Origin of the sequence: Mesorhizobium sp. M2E.F.Ca.ET.209.01.1.1, assembly GCF_004010375.2 — a bacterium.
Classification (GTDB): domain Bacteria; phylum Pseudomonadota; class Alphaproteobacteria; order Rhizobiales; family Rhizobiaceae; genus Mesorhizobium.
The window spans coordinates 18,366-34,148 of sequence record NZ_SADP02000010.1 but is presented as its reverse complement, the minus strand read 5'-3'; the positions used below and the strand labels follow the sequence as shown (position 1 = coordinate 34,148).

Here is a 15,783-nt window from a genome sequence, read left to right as displayed (position 1 = left end):
CAGAACGAGCTTGAGCGATCTTTCCCCCTTCAGCCTCACGGGCAAGCGCATCCTCGTCACCGGCGCCAACACCGGCATCGGGCAAGGCATCGCCATGTCGGTCGCGCGCGCCGGCGGCCTGGTCGTCGGCGTCGGCCGCTCGGCGATGGACGACACGGCCGGCAAGGTCGCGGCCGCGGGCGGCAGCTTCGAAGCGGTGCAGGCCGATCTCGGCGATCCGGCCGGGGCCGCCGCGATGCTCGACCAGGTCTGGGACGGGAGCGGCCCGCTCGATGGGCTAGTCAACAATGCCGGCATCATCCGGCGTGCCGACGCGGTCGACCTGAGCGAGGCCGATTGGGACGAGGTGATGGACGTCAACCTGAAGACGGTCTTTCGGCTCAGCCAAGGTTTTGCGAGGCGCGTGCTTGCAGAACCGGGCCGGCGCGGCAAGATCGTCAACATAGCCTCGGTGCTGAGCTTCCAGGGCGGCATCCGCGTCGCCTCCTACACAGCCTCGAAGCACGGGGTGCTTGGCCTCACAAGGCTGCTCGCCTGCGAGTGGGCGGCGAAAGGCATCAACGTCAACGGCATCGCGCCGGGCTATATTGAGACCAACAACACCGAGGCGCTGCGCGCCGATCCCGAGCGAAGCGCGGCCATCCTCGGACGTATCCCCGCCGGACGCTGGGGACGGCCCGACGACATCGGCGACGCGGCCGTTTTCCTGCTGGCGCGGGCGTCGGACTATATGCATGGCGCGGTGGTACCGGTCGATGGCGGCTGGCTGGCGCGGTAATTTGTTTCCTGTCCGCCTAAAATTGGGCAAAAACAAAGATCTGGCCGGCTACTCAAAACGAAAAGCCCGCGCCGTGAAGCGCGGGCTTGTTGCCTGGGCGCTTGTGGCGCCGCCGCGGTACTCGAAACATCGCCGCAGGAGGGCCAACCGTGCCGCAACAGGGTGAAGATTGGCTTAACGAAGAGGACTGGAACTTTGCCGGCATATCGGCCAAAGAGACGGCGGATCGGCGATGATCATTCGACCTCGCATGCCGGCGCCGGCAGCGGAAACATAGCCGGCGAGAGAGAGTCGGGAATGGACCTTGTACGCAAGTCAGAAGCGCTTTTGCGCGAGGCCGCCAGGCGACCGATCAGGGAGATACGGCGACTGGCGCTGGACTTGAAGCGGCTGTGGCGGCTGTGGGTGAAATCGGACACGGCGCGCTACAACAAGATATTCATCGCCGGCTGCGCGCGCAGCGGAACGACGCTTACACAGCGCCTGATGGGATGTTTCGAAGACACTTTCGTCCATCAAGCCGAAGCGAGATACGTCCATCTGGACATGATGGACCGCCCGGAAGCCAACCTTGTGGTCAAGCGCTCCGAGCGGAGTCATGCGCATCTGGCGAGATTGCCACGCGCGATAGGCCTGATCTATTGCGTCCGCCACCCTTTCGACGTGCTTACAAGTTCGCACCCGGAGAGCAGGGGGCAGCGCCGGTTCCACGTCACGCCCGAACGCTGGCTGGCGGAATATGACGCTTTGCTGCGGCTGAGGAAGGCACAGCCCAGCCGTGCGATCGTCTATGCCCGCTATGAAGACATGATCGCCCGGCCAGATGCGGTGCAGGAGCGGATCGCGCAGGCATTCGACCTCAAATCGCGTATCCGCTTCAGCGACGATCCAAGCAATCCCATACGGGCGACCTCCCTGAAGAAATGGGAACGGAACGAAGAGTTCCGAACCTATCTGCACACGCTGCCGCCAATATTTCTCGCACGCCTCAAAGGGTTCTGCGACGAGTTCGGCTATGATATGCCGGACTGGGCTCGCGGATGACGCCGGCATTTGGCCTTTTGGCCAGACGACATGGGCCTTTGATCACGCCCGGCATGCTGCCTGGCGATGACGGCGCCAACATAAACGGGCCGTCGCTGGTCAGGATGCCCGATTGGGCAAAGGGTCGGCTCGGGGCTTACCATCTCTATTTCGCGCATCACAACGGCACCTACATCCGGCTTGCCTATTCCGATGCGATAGAGGGTCCCTGGCGGATCCATCCAGGCGGCGCGCTTTCGCTTGCCGCGTGTCCGTTCCTCACGGGGCATATTGCGTCACCCGACGTGCATGTGGATGCGCAAAACCAGCGGATCGTCATGTATTTCCACGGTCCGGCCTCGAACGGCCAGGGGCAGACGACCTTCGCGGCCACGTCCGCCGACGGTCTGCGTTTCACAGCCAATCCCGAACCGCTTGGACCATTCTACGCGCGGATGTTTCGGCATGATGGCTGGTGGTATGGGCTCTTCGGCACGGCCAACGTGCAACTCCGCCGGTCAAACGACGGCCTCTTCGGGTTCGAGGAGGGACCGGTCGTGCTGCCCGGCTCATGGCGGGTTCGGCCCAGGCATGTCGCGGTGCAGAAAAACGGCAGCTCATTGATCGTCTATTACACACGCAAGGGCGACGCGCCCGAACGTGTGCTTTACGGCAGTATCGATCTGTCCGACGACTGGCTGCGCTGGACGGTACGCGGCAGGACCGAGCTGCTTAGGCACGGCACCGATTTCGAGGGCGCCGATCTGCCCCTCAGGCGTGGCCGGATGGGCGCTGCAAAGGGCAGGGAGAATGCGCTGCGCGATCCAGCCATTTTCGAGGAAGATGGGCGGACCTGGCTGCTTTATGCCGTAGCCGGCGAAAGCGGCATAGCGCTGGCCGAACTCTGCCCGGTTGAACCGAGGACGACGGGCCTGCGGAAACTAATCGCGGCGCTGTTGGGCCGTATCGGAGGCGATGCGACCTTGCTGGCGTAAGCCGCTCGTTCAGCGCTGCTGCAGCGCGAGCCGTATGCCGAGCGCGCAATAGATGCCGCCGACCACCTTGCCCTGCCATTTCAGCACCGCCGGGTTGCGGCGCAGGAAGGAACCCAGGCCGCCCGCGCTGACGGCGAAGACGACCGTGCTGAAGAGGCCGAGCAGGACAAAGATGATGCCCAGCACCATCAGCTGCAGCACCACGAAACCGCTTTGCGGGTGGACGAATTGCGGCAGGAAGGCGAGGAAGAACAGAGCCGTCTTCGGGTTGAGCACTTCGGTCAGGATCGCCTGCCGGAAGGCTCGGCCCGCCGAGGTTGGCAGCGACCTGCCCGCCAGGTCGGCCGGCGCCTTTTCGATAATGGCGCGGATGCCGAGATAAACGAGATAGGCCGCGCCGATATATTTGATGATGCCGAACAGCACCGCCGAGGCGGCGATGATGGCCGAGATGCCGATAATGGCCATGATGGTGTGGATGACATCACCCGCGGCGACTCCGGCGCCGGTGGCGATGCCGACCTTCGTGCCCGAGCTCGTCGCGCGCGCGACGGTGAGCAGCGTCGCCGGTCCCGGAATGAAGACGAAGCCGAACACGACCGCGATATAGGTGATGAGCGTGGCGGGATCGATCATGCGAAGGCTCCTGTAAGTCTGCCGCCGCTCGGCAGCGGGCTGGTCGGACCATAGCATCGCAAGCCGAGTCGACGGAATTCCGCATCCGATGTGATGGTTGATCCAGACAGAGACGCCGGTCGAGGCCGGCTGCTATCGCCGGCTGAACACCTCCAGCCATTGGCGCGAATCCGGAAATGGACTTATCTGGCGGCTGTTCGATTTCGGGAAGCAGAGCTTGAGCGACATCCAGCGGCACAAACGTCCCGGCGGCATCACGGCAAGGCGGCTCGGCGCGCTGATCACGCCGGACATGCTGCCCGGCGACGACGGCGCCAACATAAACGGTCCGTCGCTGATCAAGATGCCGGGCTGGGTGCCCGGCAGGCTTGGCGCCTACTACCTCTACTTCGCGCATCACAACGGCACCTATATCCGGCTTGCCTATGCCGACGCTTTGGAAGGTCCTTGGCATATCCACCCTCGCGGCGTGCTGTCGCTTGCCGAATGTCCTTTTCTTAAGGAACACATCGCTTCCCCCGACCTGCATGTCGACGAACAGAACCGGCGCATCGTCCTCTATTTCCATGGTCCGACCGGGAATGGCGGCCGTGCGCAGACGACCTTCGCCGCCACATCCGCCGACGGGCTGCATTTCAGCCCCCGTGCCAGAGCGCTTGGACCATCCTATGCGCGGATCTTCCGGCATGGCCATTGGTGGTACGGCCTCTTTGGCACGGACGTCGTCACGCTTTGCCGGTCGAGCGATGGCCTCTCCGGTTTCGAGAAAGGGCCTGTCCTGCTGCAAGCTTCACGGGGGCGGTTGGCGCCGAGGCATGTCGCCGTTCAGCAACAAGGCCGTTGGTTGCGGGTTTTCCATACATGCAAGGGCGACCAGCCGGAGCGGATCTTCTATGGCACGGTCGATCTCTCGCGCGGCTGGCGGCGCTGGACCGTGCGCGAAAGGATCGAGCTGCTGAGACCAGGGACTGATTTCGAAGGGGCGGGTCTGCCGCTGCGCAGAAGCCGGACAGGCCCCGCCGAAGGCAGGGAAAACGCGCTGCGCGATCCCGCGATCTTCGAGGAAGACGGGCGGGTTTGGCTTCTCTACGCAGCCGCCGGCGAGAGCGGCATAGCACTGGCCGAAATTTGCCCGCAGACAGCGCGTCCGATGTCGGCATCGCGCGCCGTCGCCGCTCTCGAAGACCAGACCGCTCGCCTGGCGCAGGCGATTGGCCGGGTTTTCGACCGAAAGAGGCCGAAGCAGCCAAACAGGATCTTCATCGCCGGCTGCGCGCGCAGCGGCACCACGCTGACCCGCGACCTGATGGCGTGCTTCGACGACACCTATGTCCTCGGCGGCGAAGCCCCGTTTCCGGTGCTGATCGACCTGAAGCGCCGGGAAGCCAATGTCGTGGTCAAGCGCACCGCCGAAAGTCATGAACTGCTCAGCCATTTGCCGGCTGAAATCGGCCTGATCTACTGCGTGCGCCATCCTTTCGATGTGCTGACGAGCCAGCATCCCGAGACGATGCATGTGCGCCGCTTCCACGTCACGACCGGGCGCTGGGAAGCTGAGTATGACGGGCTGCTGCGACTGAGGCGGGCCCAGCCACGGCGCGCCATCCACTATCTGCGTTATGAGGACCTGATTGCCGGACCCGATGCGGCGCAGCAGGCAATTGCCGATGCATTCGGCCTTGCGGCAAGGCTTCGCTTCAGCTCCGATCCAAACAATCCGATTCGACGGAGCTCGCTGCGGAAATGGGAACGCAATGAGGAATTCCGCACCTATCTCCACACCTTGCCGAGGTCGTTTCTCGACCGCATCGAGGCTTTCTGCCGAGAATTCGGCTACGACCTTCCCCAAGCCTCATAACGCAAGAGATTGCCGTGACGCCGGTTTTGAAAACCCTGTTTGAAGATCCAAAGCGTCGCGTCCTGAAGGATGTCTTCGGCTACGATGATTTTCGCCCCGGGCAGGCCGCCGTCATCGAGGCGTTGCTCTCCGGGCGGCATGTGCTGGCGGTCATGCCGACGGGCGCCGGCAAGTCGCTCTGCTATCAGGTTCCGGCGCTGGTCAAGGGCGGGCTCACCATCGTGGTGTCGCCGCTGGTGGCGCTGATGCAGGATCAGGTCGCCGCCTTGCGTCTCGCCGGTGTCGCCGCCGACACGATCAACTCCTCGCTCGACCGCGAGGCCAATGTCGCGGCCTGGCGCCGCGTGGCGTCCGGGCAGACGCGGCTGCTCTATCTGGCGCCGGAACGGCTGATGACGCATCGGATGCTGGACGCGCTGTCGCGGCTCGATGTCAGCCTGATCGCCATCGACGAGGCGCATTGCATCTCGCAATGGGGCCCGGCCTTCCGGCGTGAATATGAGGACCTGTCGCAGCTGCGCGGCGTGTTTCCACACGTGCCAATCATCGCGCTGACGGCGACCGCCGACGAGGCCACGCGCGGCGATATCGAGGCGCGGCTGTTTGCCGGGCGCGCCGAAACCCTGGTGCTGGGTTTCGACCGTCCCAACATCAAGCTGGCCATGGAGACCAAGCAGGACAGCAAGCGCCAGCTGCTGCGCTTCGTCGAGCGGCACCAGGGCAAAAGCGGCATCATCTACTGCCTGTCACGGCGCAAGACAGAGGAGATGGCCGCCTTCCTTGAGAAGAGCGGCGTGCGCGCGCTTCCCTACCATGCGGGCATGAGCAAGGAGGCGCGCGAGGCGAACCAGAACGCCTTCATGACCCTGTCGGGCGTCGTCATGGTGGCGACCATCGCCTTCGGCATGGGCATCGACAAGCCCGATGTCGCCTATGTCTTCCACACCGATCTGCCGGGCAGCCTGGAGGCCTATTACCAGGAGATCGGCCGCGCCGGGCGCGACGGCCGGCCGGCGGAAGCACATATGCTCTACGGCGCCGGCGACATCCGCACGCGCCGGATGTTCATCGACGAGGAGGATACCTCGCCCGAGCACAAAAGACGGGCGCATCGCCGGCTCGACACGCTGATCGGCTATTGCGAGACGGCGCAGTGCCGGCGCCAGGTGCTGCTCGGCTATTTCGGCGAGGAGGCGAAGGCCTGCGGCAATTGCGACAATTGTCTTGACCAGGCGCCGCGCGCCGACGGCAGCGCCGAGGCGCGCGTCATCCTTGCGGCCGTGGCGCAGAGCGGCGAGCGTTTCGGCGCCGCCCATGTCATCGATATCCTGCTCGGCCATGAGACCGAGAAGGTGCTGGCGAGAGGCCATCAGAAGCTCGCCAGCTTCAGGACCGGCATCATGCACAGGAAGCCGGTCTGGCTGTCGCTGATCCGGCAACTGGTCGCCGGCGGCTTCCTGGTGCCGGATCCGGACGGCCATGGCGGTCTCGTCATCTCGGAAAGCGGCCGCGCGCTCGGGCGCGGCGAGGTTACCTTCGATTATCGTGTCGAGGGCCGGGACCGTCTCGCGCGCGGCCGCAAGCGCGCCGCGCAAGGCGCCGCCATTGACGGCGAGGGCGTCGATGCATCGCTCCTGGCGACGCTGAAGACGCTGCGGCTGAGGCTCGCCAAGGAGCGCCAGGTGCCGGCCTATGTGGTGTTCTCCGACCGCACGCTGATCGACATGGCCGAGCGCCGCCCGCAAGACCTCGACGAATTCGCCGAGGTGAACGGCGTGGGCGCCGCCAAGCTTAAGGAGTTCGGCGAGGTTTTCCTGAGCGCGATCGCCGCGCATCAGGCGACCTAGGTCTCCCGCTGCCGCCAGTATCGAGAGACAACTACGGGGCCGCAAACGCCGGAAGCTGATCGGGACCAGCCGAGTTGCGCTAATATTTTCAAATTTGCCCGCCGCCACGGCGAAATTCCGACAAAGGCCGTGTTCGAGAAGCTTTAGGTACCACCCTGCCGCTGGGGACTTGTCGCAGGGCGCAAACTTTTCGACGGCTATCAGCCTGGGTGGGTTCGCAATGACAGTAATCATCGACAATGCCGCAAGCTGGCGCGACATCGCGCGTGTCGGCGACGGCGAAATGCTGGCCTTGGCGCCGGCCGGCTGGGATCGCATCGCGCTTGCCAACAAGATCGTCGCAAGCCTCGTCGAGAAGGGCATTCGCGCCTATGGCGTGAACACCGGGGTCGGGGCGCTGGCTAGCCAGGTGGTGGCGCCGGCCTTGCAGGAGAAGCTGTCGCGCAACATCATTCTCAGCCACGCTTGCGGCGTCGGTGAACTGGTGCCCGAGCGCAGCATCCGCGCCGTCATTGCCGCGCAGGTGGCGAATTTCGCGCATGGCCATTCGGGCGTGCGGCCGCAGATCGTGCGCAACCTGCTCACCTTGCTCGAGCGCGGCTGCGTTCCGGACGTTCCGTCGCGAGGATCGGCCGGATATCTCACGCACAATGCCCATATCGCGCTGGTGCTGATCGGCGAGGGCAGGGCGACGGTCGCCGGACGCAAGATGAGCGGCCGCGAGGCGCTGGCCGAGATCGGCCTGGAGCCGCTGGTGCTGGGCGCCAAGGAGGGCTTGAGCCTCGTCAACGGCACGGCATGCGCGACCGGCCTCACGAGCATCGCGCTGGTTCGCGCCGAGCGTCTGCTCTCCTGGGCCGATGCGGCGGCGGCTCTGACGCTGGAAGCCGCCGGCGGGCAAATGGCGGCCTTCGACGAAACCGTGCTGGCCATGCGACCGTCACCTGGCATCGAGGCGGTCGGCGCCTCGCTGCGGCGTCTGCTCGACGGCAGCGGACTGATCCAGGCGGCGCAAGGCAGCCGCACGCAGGACGCGCTCAGCCTGCGCGCGGTGCCGCATGTGCATGGCGCGGCGCGCGAGGTGCTGGAGCGCTCGGCACTGCTGGTCGACCGTGAGCTGGCCTCGGTGACCGACAACCCGGCCGTGGCCGGCACGCCCGATGAACCGAAAGTGTTTTCGCAGGCGCATCCGGTGGCTCCCGCGCTCGGGCAGACCGCCGACGGTCTGACGATCGCGCTGGCGCAGGTCGCGGCGATGAGCGAGCGCCGCATCGATCGCCTCGTCAATCCGCTGCTCAACAATCTGCCGGCATTCCTCGCCGCCGAAGGCGGCTGCAATTCGGGCTTCATGATCGCCCAGTACACCGCCGCGTCGCTCAGCAACGTCAATCGGCGCCTCGCCGCGCCGGCGGCGACGGATGGTGGCGTCACGTCCGGCCTGCAGGAGGATTTCCTCGCCCATCCGACAGTGGCGGCCAACAAGCTCCTGGCCGTCATCGACAACGCCGAATACATCCTGGCGATCGAGCTGATGGCCGCCGCGCAGGCGCATGATTTCCTGTCCGGCAAGGCCGCGCGGGCACCTGGCACCGATGCGATCTACCAAGCCGTGCGCCGACGCATCCCGCACTACAGCGACGACCGGCCGCTGTCCTGGGACATGGAAATGCTGCGCGATTTCATCCGCGAGGCGGATGTGGAGTTCGGTGAAGTCCGGGCGCGGCCGAGGCGCAAGTGAACTGACGCCGGGATCGGTGGAAGCCCGAGACCTTTTCAGTGGTTGGCGTAGCCGCTCAAAGGACATCTCTGCGCTGCGGGGATTTCGAAGGTGCCGTCAATCCCGTTGCACATGTGGTATGCGGATTTCCGCGCTGGTGTTGCCTTTGGCTTCGGCGCCGGTCCTGGATTGGCAGCCTCGCGCTGCTCCTGGCGCCTCGGCCTGGCGCGGACGACCGGTTGCGGTTTCTGCGGCCTTTGCGGCACGACGCTTTCCTGTTTCTTTGCTTGCGCTTCGGACGCCCGCTCGGCTCGGTACGTCTTCAGCGCGTCGACCGTGTCGAGCTTCAGGCGGGCATATTGCTTCGGGGTGAGGAAGGTGGACGGGGGCAAGCCATTCGCCTCCTGCCACTGGCCGATGGCGCGGCGGGTCTTGGCGCCGAGGTCGCCGTCGGCCGCGTCCAGGTCGTAGCCGATCGCCAGAAGCCGTTCCTGCAAGTCGACCTTGCCCTGGCGATCAAGCCCGATCGCGCTTTCCGTCAGTTCGGTCCCGGCGTCGGCTTCCGGCTTGGGCGCGGCGGCCGGAGATTCCACGGCGGTTGCCGACCGACGTCTCGCTTTGTGTGTTGGCGACCACGGTGGTTGGCTGCTTCTTGAGCTGGTCGATGTTGAGACGCGCCAGATCGGCGAACGCCCCGTTGGGGAATTGCTGCAGATAGGCTTCATAATGCGCCAGCGTGTTGCGCTTCGAAGCCTCGTCCCACACCCGCTGCTCGATTTCCCATCCGCGCCCGTCGCTGCTGGCGGACTCCGCCGGCGTCGCGGTCGCAGATGGCTGCGGAGCCGGCTGGACCGGTGCCGGCGGCTGCGGCGTCTGCGGACCGATGAAGACCTCACGGCCGAGCGATGCATTGTGCCAGGGCCGCTGCTTGCCGTTCGTCTCGGCCGTCACCTCGCCCCGCACGCGGGTCAGGGCGCTCTGGAGTTCCACGCCGGGCTCGGCGAGATGCTTGGCAAGGGAGGCCGTATAGGGACTGTTGGCGCCGCCGCCGTCATAGGATACGGCGCCGGGGTCGGTGGCAAAGGCGATCAGCACGCCGCCGGTGCCGACGTCCGACCCGCTGACATCAATGGGCGCCAGGCCCGGAGCAGTGGTCGAGCGGCTTTTCGGCAAGGAGGCCGCCAAGGTCCTCGCCAGCGGATTGTCGCGGCAGGCGTCGAGAATGACGATGCCGACCGCCGGGTCCGGCGGGAGAGCGGCCAGCAGCTCGTCCATCTGGACGGTGCGGGTCTTGAGGTGCGCCGGCGCGGTAAGCTCGGCATCGACGGGGATGAGGTAATTCTTGCCGTTCACCTGCATGCCATGGCCGGCATAATAGATCAGCGCCGTATCCGCGTCGTAGGATGCCTCGGTAAACTTGTTCAGCCGATCCCGCATTCCGGCATAGTCGAGATCGACGCCTTCGATGACGTTGAACCCCACCTTGCGCAGCACGTCGGCCATCAGGCGGGCATCGCTCGCGGGATTGGGGAGAGCGGGCGCATAGACATATTTGCTGTTGCCGATGACCAGCGCGACCCGGTTGCCCTGGGCGGCAAGGGCACCGGGCTGCAGCAGCAGATCTGCCGCGGTCAGGAGGAAGAAACCAACGATGGCGGCCCAGAACCTCATGGCGCGCACCCTCAACTCAAGTCGCGGCTCTGCTGCTAGTCCCCTTGGCAATTTCATTCAAAGACGTTCGCGTCTGTGAAATATAGCACATCCGCGGGCAGTAAGCGTGTGCCTTCTCGCGGTCAAAAGCCTCGCCGTCGGGGCCTCGGCGATACACCGCCCCGCGTGAACACATTCCATGATTTGGAGGATGGCGGCGACCGGCTTCTCGCCGCCATTCGATCTGCTTGGATTCACCCCCGCAATCGCCTTGAGCTGGTTAACGCCAAAGGCAGATCTTGACGTCCTTTCCGATATAGCAGGCGCCTTCGCGGCGAAGCTCTCCCCAATCGCCCACCTCGCCATGCGTCTCGCGAATGTCCCCGTTGGCATAGCCTGCCCAAGAATCTCCGTCCTTGTAGACGACGGCCCAGTAATCCTTCGACATTTCACCGGCCCCGCTATGCGTGTCGGGATAGTCGGTACCTGCGAAAACCTGGTTGGGCCCCTGGATGTTGAAATCGCCGCCCTGCTCGATCTGATAGGAGCATTTTCCGGAGATGCGGGTCTCGCCGTGAACGACAAGCAGGCAGCGGCCCCATTTGTAACCGCTCGGCAGACGATGCTGTGCCGCGTGCGAAGGCGAGACGGAAAACGCAATTGCCAGGGCAGCCGCGATGGTTCGCGCCGTCAACAGTCGATCCGAAAGGCGACCGGAGACCGTTGGATTCCGCCCAAAGCGCATGTCAAACGATCCTCCGCAGGATGATCCCTTGAGATCATACCATTATCGACGATGGTCGGATTTCTGTCACGCGTATGTGTGCCGCTTCACGACTTTCCAGAGCCTTGAGCCCTTGATCTGGAACAAATCCCGGCTCACGTCTCGGGGATATGATTAACCCCAAGATGGCGTTCGCCGCCACTTGGAGGTTTAATTGTGGATTGGAAAGGCATCCGGACAAGGCTGGGCGTTCAAATGAAGCGCTGGTCAGGATTCGACGGTTCGCGTTGGCTAGCCGTCTGCCTCGCCTTGCTGATGGCGTTCACCACCGTCCTTTCCAGCCATGCCAATTCGGCCGCGGCTCCGCTTGGCGCCCAGTGGGCCGCAGAGCATAATCATGGCTCCGCAGCGATCCGACATGATGGTCCCGCCCCGTGCAAGGATTTCGGCCATGCGCCCCATCAAGGCACATGCTGCATCTCGGCTTCAAGCTGCTCATTCTGCGTCCCGGTTGACGTCCATCTCTTCGTCGCGATTTCGGGAAGCCATCCCGTCGCGACGGCGCCGCCTTTCGTATCCTCCCCAAGTGACGTGCCTGTCGGGCTGCGCCCTCCAAAGCTCGTCGTGACCGCCTGAGCGCACGCGCGCCCTCGCGTTCGTGCGCTTCGCCGCCGGTCAATCCGGCCCTCGAGTCACGAACATGAGAGCTTTGCAATGCAATCCATATCCCGTCGCCAGTTCCTGGCATCCACGGTGGCTGCCGGCGCCGCGGGCGTCGTCCTGCCGCTGATCTATCCCCGCGCTGTACAGGCAGCCTCCGCGAGCGTCATCGGGGCAGATACCCGCATCATCGAGGTGGCCGGCCGTGCCGCTAATGTTTTCGGTCTCGTCCAGCCCGACGGCACCCATGGGCTTGTCACCTCGGCCGCCAATGACTTCCAGGTCCGGCTCGAAAATGCGCTGAACGCGCCGACCTTGATCCATTGGCACGGCCTGACGCCGCCGTTCGGACAGGACGGCGTGCCCGACCTGCCGCAACCGTTGCTGCAGCCGGGCCAGTCCTATGACTACAGCTTCCCCATCGCGACGCCGGGCACGCATTGGATGCATGCCCACACACTGCAGGAACAGCAGCTGCTTGCCGCGCCCCTGATCGTCACAGACCCGGCGGAGGCAGGCGCGGACGAGCAGCCCCTGGTGGTGCTGTTCCACGACTTCAGCTTCAAGACGCCTGAGGAATTGCTGGCCGGGCTGACCGGATCGGCGCCTGCATCGGGAAACGGTGGCATGGCCGGACACTCGATGTCGGGCATGTCAGGCATGGACATGCAAGGCATGTCGGGCGGGCAAGGCATGGCCATGCCGATGGATGTCAACGACATCCAGTACGACGCCTACCTGGCGAACGACCGGACGCTGGACGATCCACAGCTGTTTGCTGTCGAACGCAACGGCACTGTCCGGCTGCGCCTCATCAACGGCGCGACCGCCACGGCATTCTGGATCGACACCGGGTCGATCGAAGGCGAAGCAATCGCTGTCGACGGGAATCCCGTCACGCCAGTGCGCGGTCGCCGCTTTCCGCTCGCCATGGGCCAGCGCCTCGACATCCGGCTGCGTATTCCGGACGAGGCGGGAGCCTGGCCGATCCTGGCGCTGCGGGAGGGCAGTGTCGAGCGCACTGGTTTCGTGCTGGCGACCAGGGGCGGCGCGGTAAAGCGCATCGCGCCGGCTGGCGTCCAGGTGACAGCCGCGTTCGACCTTGCATTCGAGTCCAGCCTCGTCGCCGCCAAGCCTCTGGCCCTGGCGTCCGCGGACCGGAACCAGGCCGTCGAGATTGGCGGCACCATGCAGGGCTACTCCTGGACGCTCAACGGCAGGAAATGGGGCGACCATAAGCCGATCGCCGTGCGAAAGGGTGAGCGCATCGAACTCGTCCTGCGCAACGCCAGCATGATGGGCCATCCCATGCACCTGCACGGCCATCATTTCCAGGTTGTCGCCATCGACGGCCGCCGCTTCGCGGGAGCTGTGCGCGACACCGTCTGGCTGCCGCCGATGCGCGAGGTGACGGTGGCGTTCGACGCCGCCAACCCAGGGACATGGGCGTTCCACTGCCATCACCTCTATCACATGGCGACTGGCATGATGACGGTCGTCGACTACGCCGCCTAACCGATTTCAAGGACAGGACCATGAGACAGAATGATATGAATACCCGCTTCGGGACCTTGGCGATCGGAGCAGTCCTCGCTCTCTCGGCGCCCGTTCTCGCGAACGATGCCCATCATCCAGCCGGCAGCGGAGACGCCTCGCCGCTCCCTGCCGCGACGGATCCAAGCGCTGGGCCGGCGATGCCCATGATGATGGGCGGTTCGATGTCTAACACCATGATGTCGAACGGCATGATGAAGCCCCCACGAGGGAGTCGATTGAATTGACGCACATCAAAGCGCATTCGGGCTGAAGGGGCGATCATGCACAAGGTGAACGGCTTGGAAGCCTTGCTGTGCTTGGACGATCTTGTCACATTTGGCAGCGAAACCATCGGACCGCAAGCGGTACCTTCGGTGCGATCATGGTTGCGTTCGGGCTTGCTCTTTTCCTCTTTCTGACGGGCTCGGCGCAAGCGCACGAGTTCGGCGCATCGCCAGACTTTTTGTCAGCCAAGGTCGTCCAGTCCGTTGCCGATGGTAAGGCGGGCCGGCTGGCCTCGGCGGCCGTTCTGTCGGCATCAAATCCGGATGAGACAGGTTGCCACGACGGCCATGCCAATTGCGGCCAGTGCATGGGTGGACATTGCTTCGGTTGTTCGGCAGTTGCTCTAGCAGCCTCCCCTGTTGTCGCCTCCGCAGCTAGGCCCGGCGCCCCAGCTTTCTTCGATCAATCCGGTTTCGCGCTGACCAGGCCTGACGAAGCCTTTCGGCCTCCTCGTTCCGTTCTCTGAAGGCCTGCGCCGTGAGCGAGCCAGGAAGCGATCCTGGCAAACGGCGGCTACTCGCCCGAAGAAACGCCGATCTTCCGACCGGTGAAACCGTCGCCGTCGAGTTGATCCCCAAGGAACAAGGCGAGTTCGGATTCGCATGCCCCATGGGCATGTTCCGCGGCCGCCTCATCGTCGAATAGGAGACCTAGATGTCAATGCACGACCATTCGGACCACGACCAGCCGCAAGGCTCCTTTCTGACCTCCCGGGCAGGCCTTGTCCTGCTTGGCTTCCTTGCGATCGGCGGGTTCCTGCTCTTCACCGAGCACCGCGCCCATGTGCTTGGCGCGCTGTTCTACCTGCTGCCGCTCGGCTGCGTCTTCATGCACTTCCTCATGCATGGAGGACACGGTCATGGAGGCCATGGGCATGGAGGACATGGGCATGGAGGCGGCCACCGCAACCGGTCAGACGAAAGGAATTCGTCATGAGCTCCGACATGCAGGCCTACGGCCTCTGGAGCCTGGTGATTGTCAACTCCGCCGTCTTCATCCTGTTCGCCTACAGCTTCTTCAAGCCACAGACCGGGCGAGACTGGCGCTCGTTCGGCGCGTTCAGCGCCTTCCTGGTCGCGCTGTTCGCGGAGATGTACGGCTTTCCGCTCACCATCTACTTGCTCTCCGGCTGGCTGCAGTCCCGCTATCCAGGGATCGACTGGTTCTCGCACGATGCCGGACACCTTCTGGAAATGATGTTCGGCTGGCGGATCAATCCGCATTTCGGCCCCTTCCATCTGCTGAGCTTCGTCCTGATCGGCGGTGGGTTCTGGCTGATCGCGGCCGCATGGAGCGTTCTCTACGACGCTCAGCAGCACCATTCTCTCGCCACCAGCGGCCCGTACAGCTACGTGCGCCACCCGCAATATGCCGGCTTCATCCTGGTGATGCTGGGTTTCCTCGTTCAGTGGCCGACGCTGCTGACGCTGGCGATGTTCCCGGTGCTGGTCGTGATGTATGTGAGGCTGGCGCGGGCCGAGGAGCGTGAAGCGATTGCCGAATTCGGCGACGTTTACCGCAAATACATGACACAGGTTCCGGGATTCATTCCGAGTTGGAACCGGTTTTCCGGCGGGTCGGTCGGCGGCCCTGGACGAGGCCTGGCGCCATGACGCGGCACCGCCGATCCTGGCCGTTCTCGGCGATCCTGCTCGCCGTCTTCGGTGTGGCGCTCGTCTGCATCGGCGCGTTCTTCATGTTCCTTCGGCCGCCGCTCCTGCCGGAGGACATGCGGTTCGTCGGCCTGTCGCTGCAACAGCTTCAGGCCGGGCAGCCACGCATGGCATCATGGCTCGAGCGCGTGTTTCAGGTGCTTGGCGGGTATGCCGTCGCCTCGGGCATTCTGACCGTCACGATCGCCGCGACGTCGTTCCGGCGGCACGAGCGGTCGGCTCTTCTGGGCGTGCTCGCCGCCGGCGTCGCCTCAATCGGATGGATGGTCGTTGTCAACTTCGTCATAGGATCCGATTTCCGGTGGGCCTTGCTGGCTATCGCGATCCTATGGGCCGCGGGCGTGGGTATGTTCCTGGTCGAGCTCAGGCAAGCTGCCATGCGGGCAGGCAGGGCGGAGTGA

Annotated in this window: 15 protein-coding genes; 10 read left to right on the top strand and 5 right to left on the bottom strand. The window is 64.6% G+C overall.

Going from position 1 to position 15,783, the window contains the following annotated elements; translation table 11 throughout:
- The first annotated feature begins 10 nt into the window (after positions 1 to 10).
- The 3 genes from kduD to EN852_RS18980 all read left to right on the top strand — a co-directional run bounded on the left by kduD (position 11) and on the right by EN852_RS18980 (position 2,796).
- Positions 11 to 778 (top strand): 2-dehydro-3-deoxy-D-gluconate 5-dehydrogenase KduD, encoded by a 768-nt coding sequence (kduD, locus tag EN852_RS18990; protein ID WP_127876430.1) that lies wholly within the window; start codon positions 11 to 13, stop codon positions 776 to 778.
- Between the two features lie 297 nt (positions 779 to 1,075).
- Positions 1,076 to 1,822: a sulfotransferase domain-containing protein gene (locus EN852_RS18985; RefSeq protein WP_127876429.1), complete on the top strand. Its 747-nt coding sequence runs from the start codon at positions 1,076 to 1,078 to the stop codon at positions 1,820 to 1,822.
- On the top strand, positions 1,819 to 2,796 hold the full coding sequence (locus EN852_RS18980) for a hypothetical protein (protein ID WP_127876428.1): 978 nt from the start codon (positions 1,819 to 1,821) through the stop codon (positions 2,794 to 2,796). Before EN852_RS18985 ends, EN852_RS18980 begins: the two co-directional genes overlap by 4 nt.
- A gap of 9 nt (positions 2,797 to 2,805) precedes the next feature.
- On the opposite strand, the gene EN852_RS18975 is transcribed toward EN852_RS18980, so the two are convergent.
- Positions 2,806 to 3,432: a LysE family translocator gene (locus EN852_RS18975; RefSeq protein WP_127876427.1), complete on the bottom strand. Its 627-nt coding sequence runs from the start codon at positions 3,430 to 3,432 to the stop codon at positions 2,806 to 2,808.
- 97 nt (positions 3,433 to 3,529) lie between these two features.
- Here EN852_RS18975 and EN852_RS42410 point away from each other — a divergent pair, with 97 nt between their 5' ends.
- From EN852_RS42410 to hutH, 3 genes are all read left to right on the top strand, one after another.
- Positions 3,530 to 5,290, top strand: a complete 1,761-nt coding sequence (locus EN852_RS42410) for a sulfotransferase (RefSeq protein ID WP_246694327.1) — start codon at positions 3,530 to 3,532, stop codon at positions 5,288 to 5,290.
- A 14-nt stretch (positions 5,291 to 5,304) separates the two neighbouring features.
- A complete protein-coding gene (gene recQ / locus EN852_RS18965) occupies positions 5,305 to 7,137 on the top strand; it encodes a DNA helicase RecQ (protein WP_189546049.1) in 1,833 nt (610 codons plus the stop codon).
- A 220-nt stretch (positions 7,138 to 7,357) separates the two neighbouring features.
- The gene (hutH, locus tag EN852_RS18960; protein ID WP_127876425.1) at positions 7,358 to 8,875 is read left to right on the top strand and encodes a histidine ammonia-lyase; all 1,518 of its coding nucleotides are present in this window, start codon (positions 7,358 to 7,360) and stop codon (positions 8,873 to 8,875) included.
- Positions 8,876 to 8,910: 35 nt separating this feature from the next.
- Here hutH and EN852_RS18955 read toward each other — a convergent pair whose 3' ends face one another.
- The 3 genes from EN852_RS18955 to EN852_RS18945 form a co-directional block, all read right to left on the bottom strand.
- Positions 8,911 to 9,447, bottom strand: coding sequence for a peptidoglycan-binding domain-containing protein (locus EN852_RS18955; RefSeq protein ID WP_127876424.1), 537 nt, complete (start codon positions 9,445 to 9,447; stop codon positions 8,911 to 8,913).
- Positions 9,371 to 10,525, bottom strand: a complete 1,155-nt coding sequence (locus EN852_RS18950) for a caspase domain-containing protein (protein WP_127876423.1) — start codon at positions 10,523 to 10,525, stop codon at positions 9,371 to 9,373. Before EN852_RS18950 ends, EN852_RS18955 begins: the two co-directional genes overlap by 77 nt.
- Before the next feature lie 259 nt (positions 10,526 to 10,784).
- Complete coding sequence (locus EN852_RS18945; protein WP_127876422.1) at positions 10,785 to 11,198, bottom strand: hypothetical protein; 414 nt, start codon at positions 11,196 to 11,198, stop codon at positions 10,785 to 10,787.
- A gap of 744 nt (positions 11,199 to 11,942) precedes the next feature.
- On the opposite strand from EN852_RS18945, the gene EN852_RS18940 reads away from it, so the two are divergent.
- Positions 11,943 to 13,403, top strand: coding sequence for a multicopper oxidase family protein (locus tag EN852_RS18940; RefSeq protein ID WP_127876421.1), 1,461 nt, complete (start codon positions 11,943 to 11,945; stop codon positions 13,401 to 13,403).
- Positions 13,404 to 13,515: 112 nt separating this feature from the next.
- On the opposite strand, the gene EN852_RS18935 is transcribed toward EN852_RS18940, so the two are convergent.
- Entirely contained in the window at positions 13,516 to 13,857 is a 342-nt protein-coding gene (locus tag EN852_RS18935; RefSeq protein ID WP_127876420.1) for a hypothetical protein, read from the bottom strand.
- Positions 13,858 to 14,363: 506 nt separating this feature from the next.
- Here EN852_RS18935 and EN852_RS18925 point away from each other — a divergent pair.
- The 3 genes from EN852_RS18925 to EN852_RS18915 are packed head-to-tail and all read left to right on the top strand — an operon-like array spanning position 14,364 to position 15,783.
- Complete coding sequence (locus EN852_RS18925; protein ID WP_127865863.1) at positions 14,364 to 14,645, top strand: DUF2933 domain-containing protein; 282 nt, start codon at positions 14,364 to 14,366, stop codon at positions 14,643 to 14,645.
- A complete protein-coding gene (locus tag EN852_RS18920) occupies positions 14,642 to 15,322 on the top strand; it encodes an isoprenylcysteine carboxylmethyltransferase family protein (RefSeq protein WP_127876419.1) in 681 nt (226 codons plus the stop codon). The genes EN852_RS18925 and EN852_RS18920 overlap by 4 nt, the downstream gene beginning before the upstream one ends.
- Positions 15,319 to 15,783, top strand: a complete 465-nt coding sequence (locus EN852_RS18915) for a hypothetical protein (protein ID WP_127876418.1) — start codon at positions 15,319 to 15,321, stop codon at positions 15,781 to 15,783. Before EN852_RS18920 ends, EN852_RS18915 begins: the two co-directional genes overlap by 4 nt.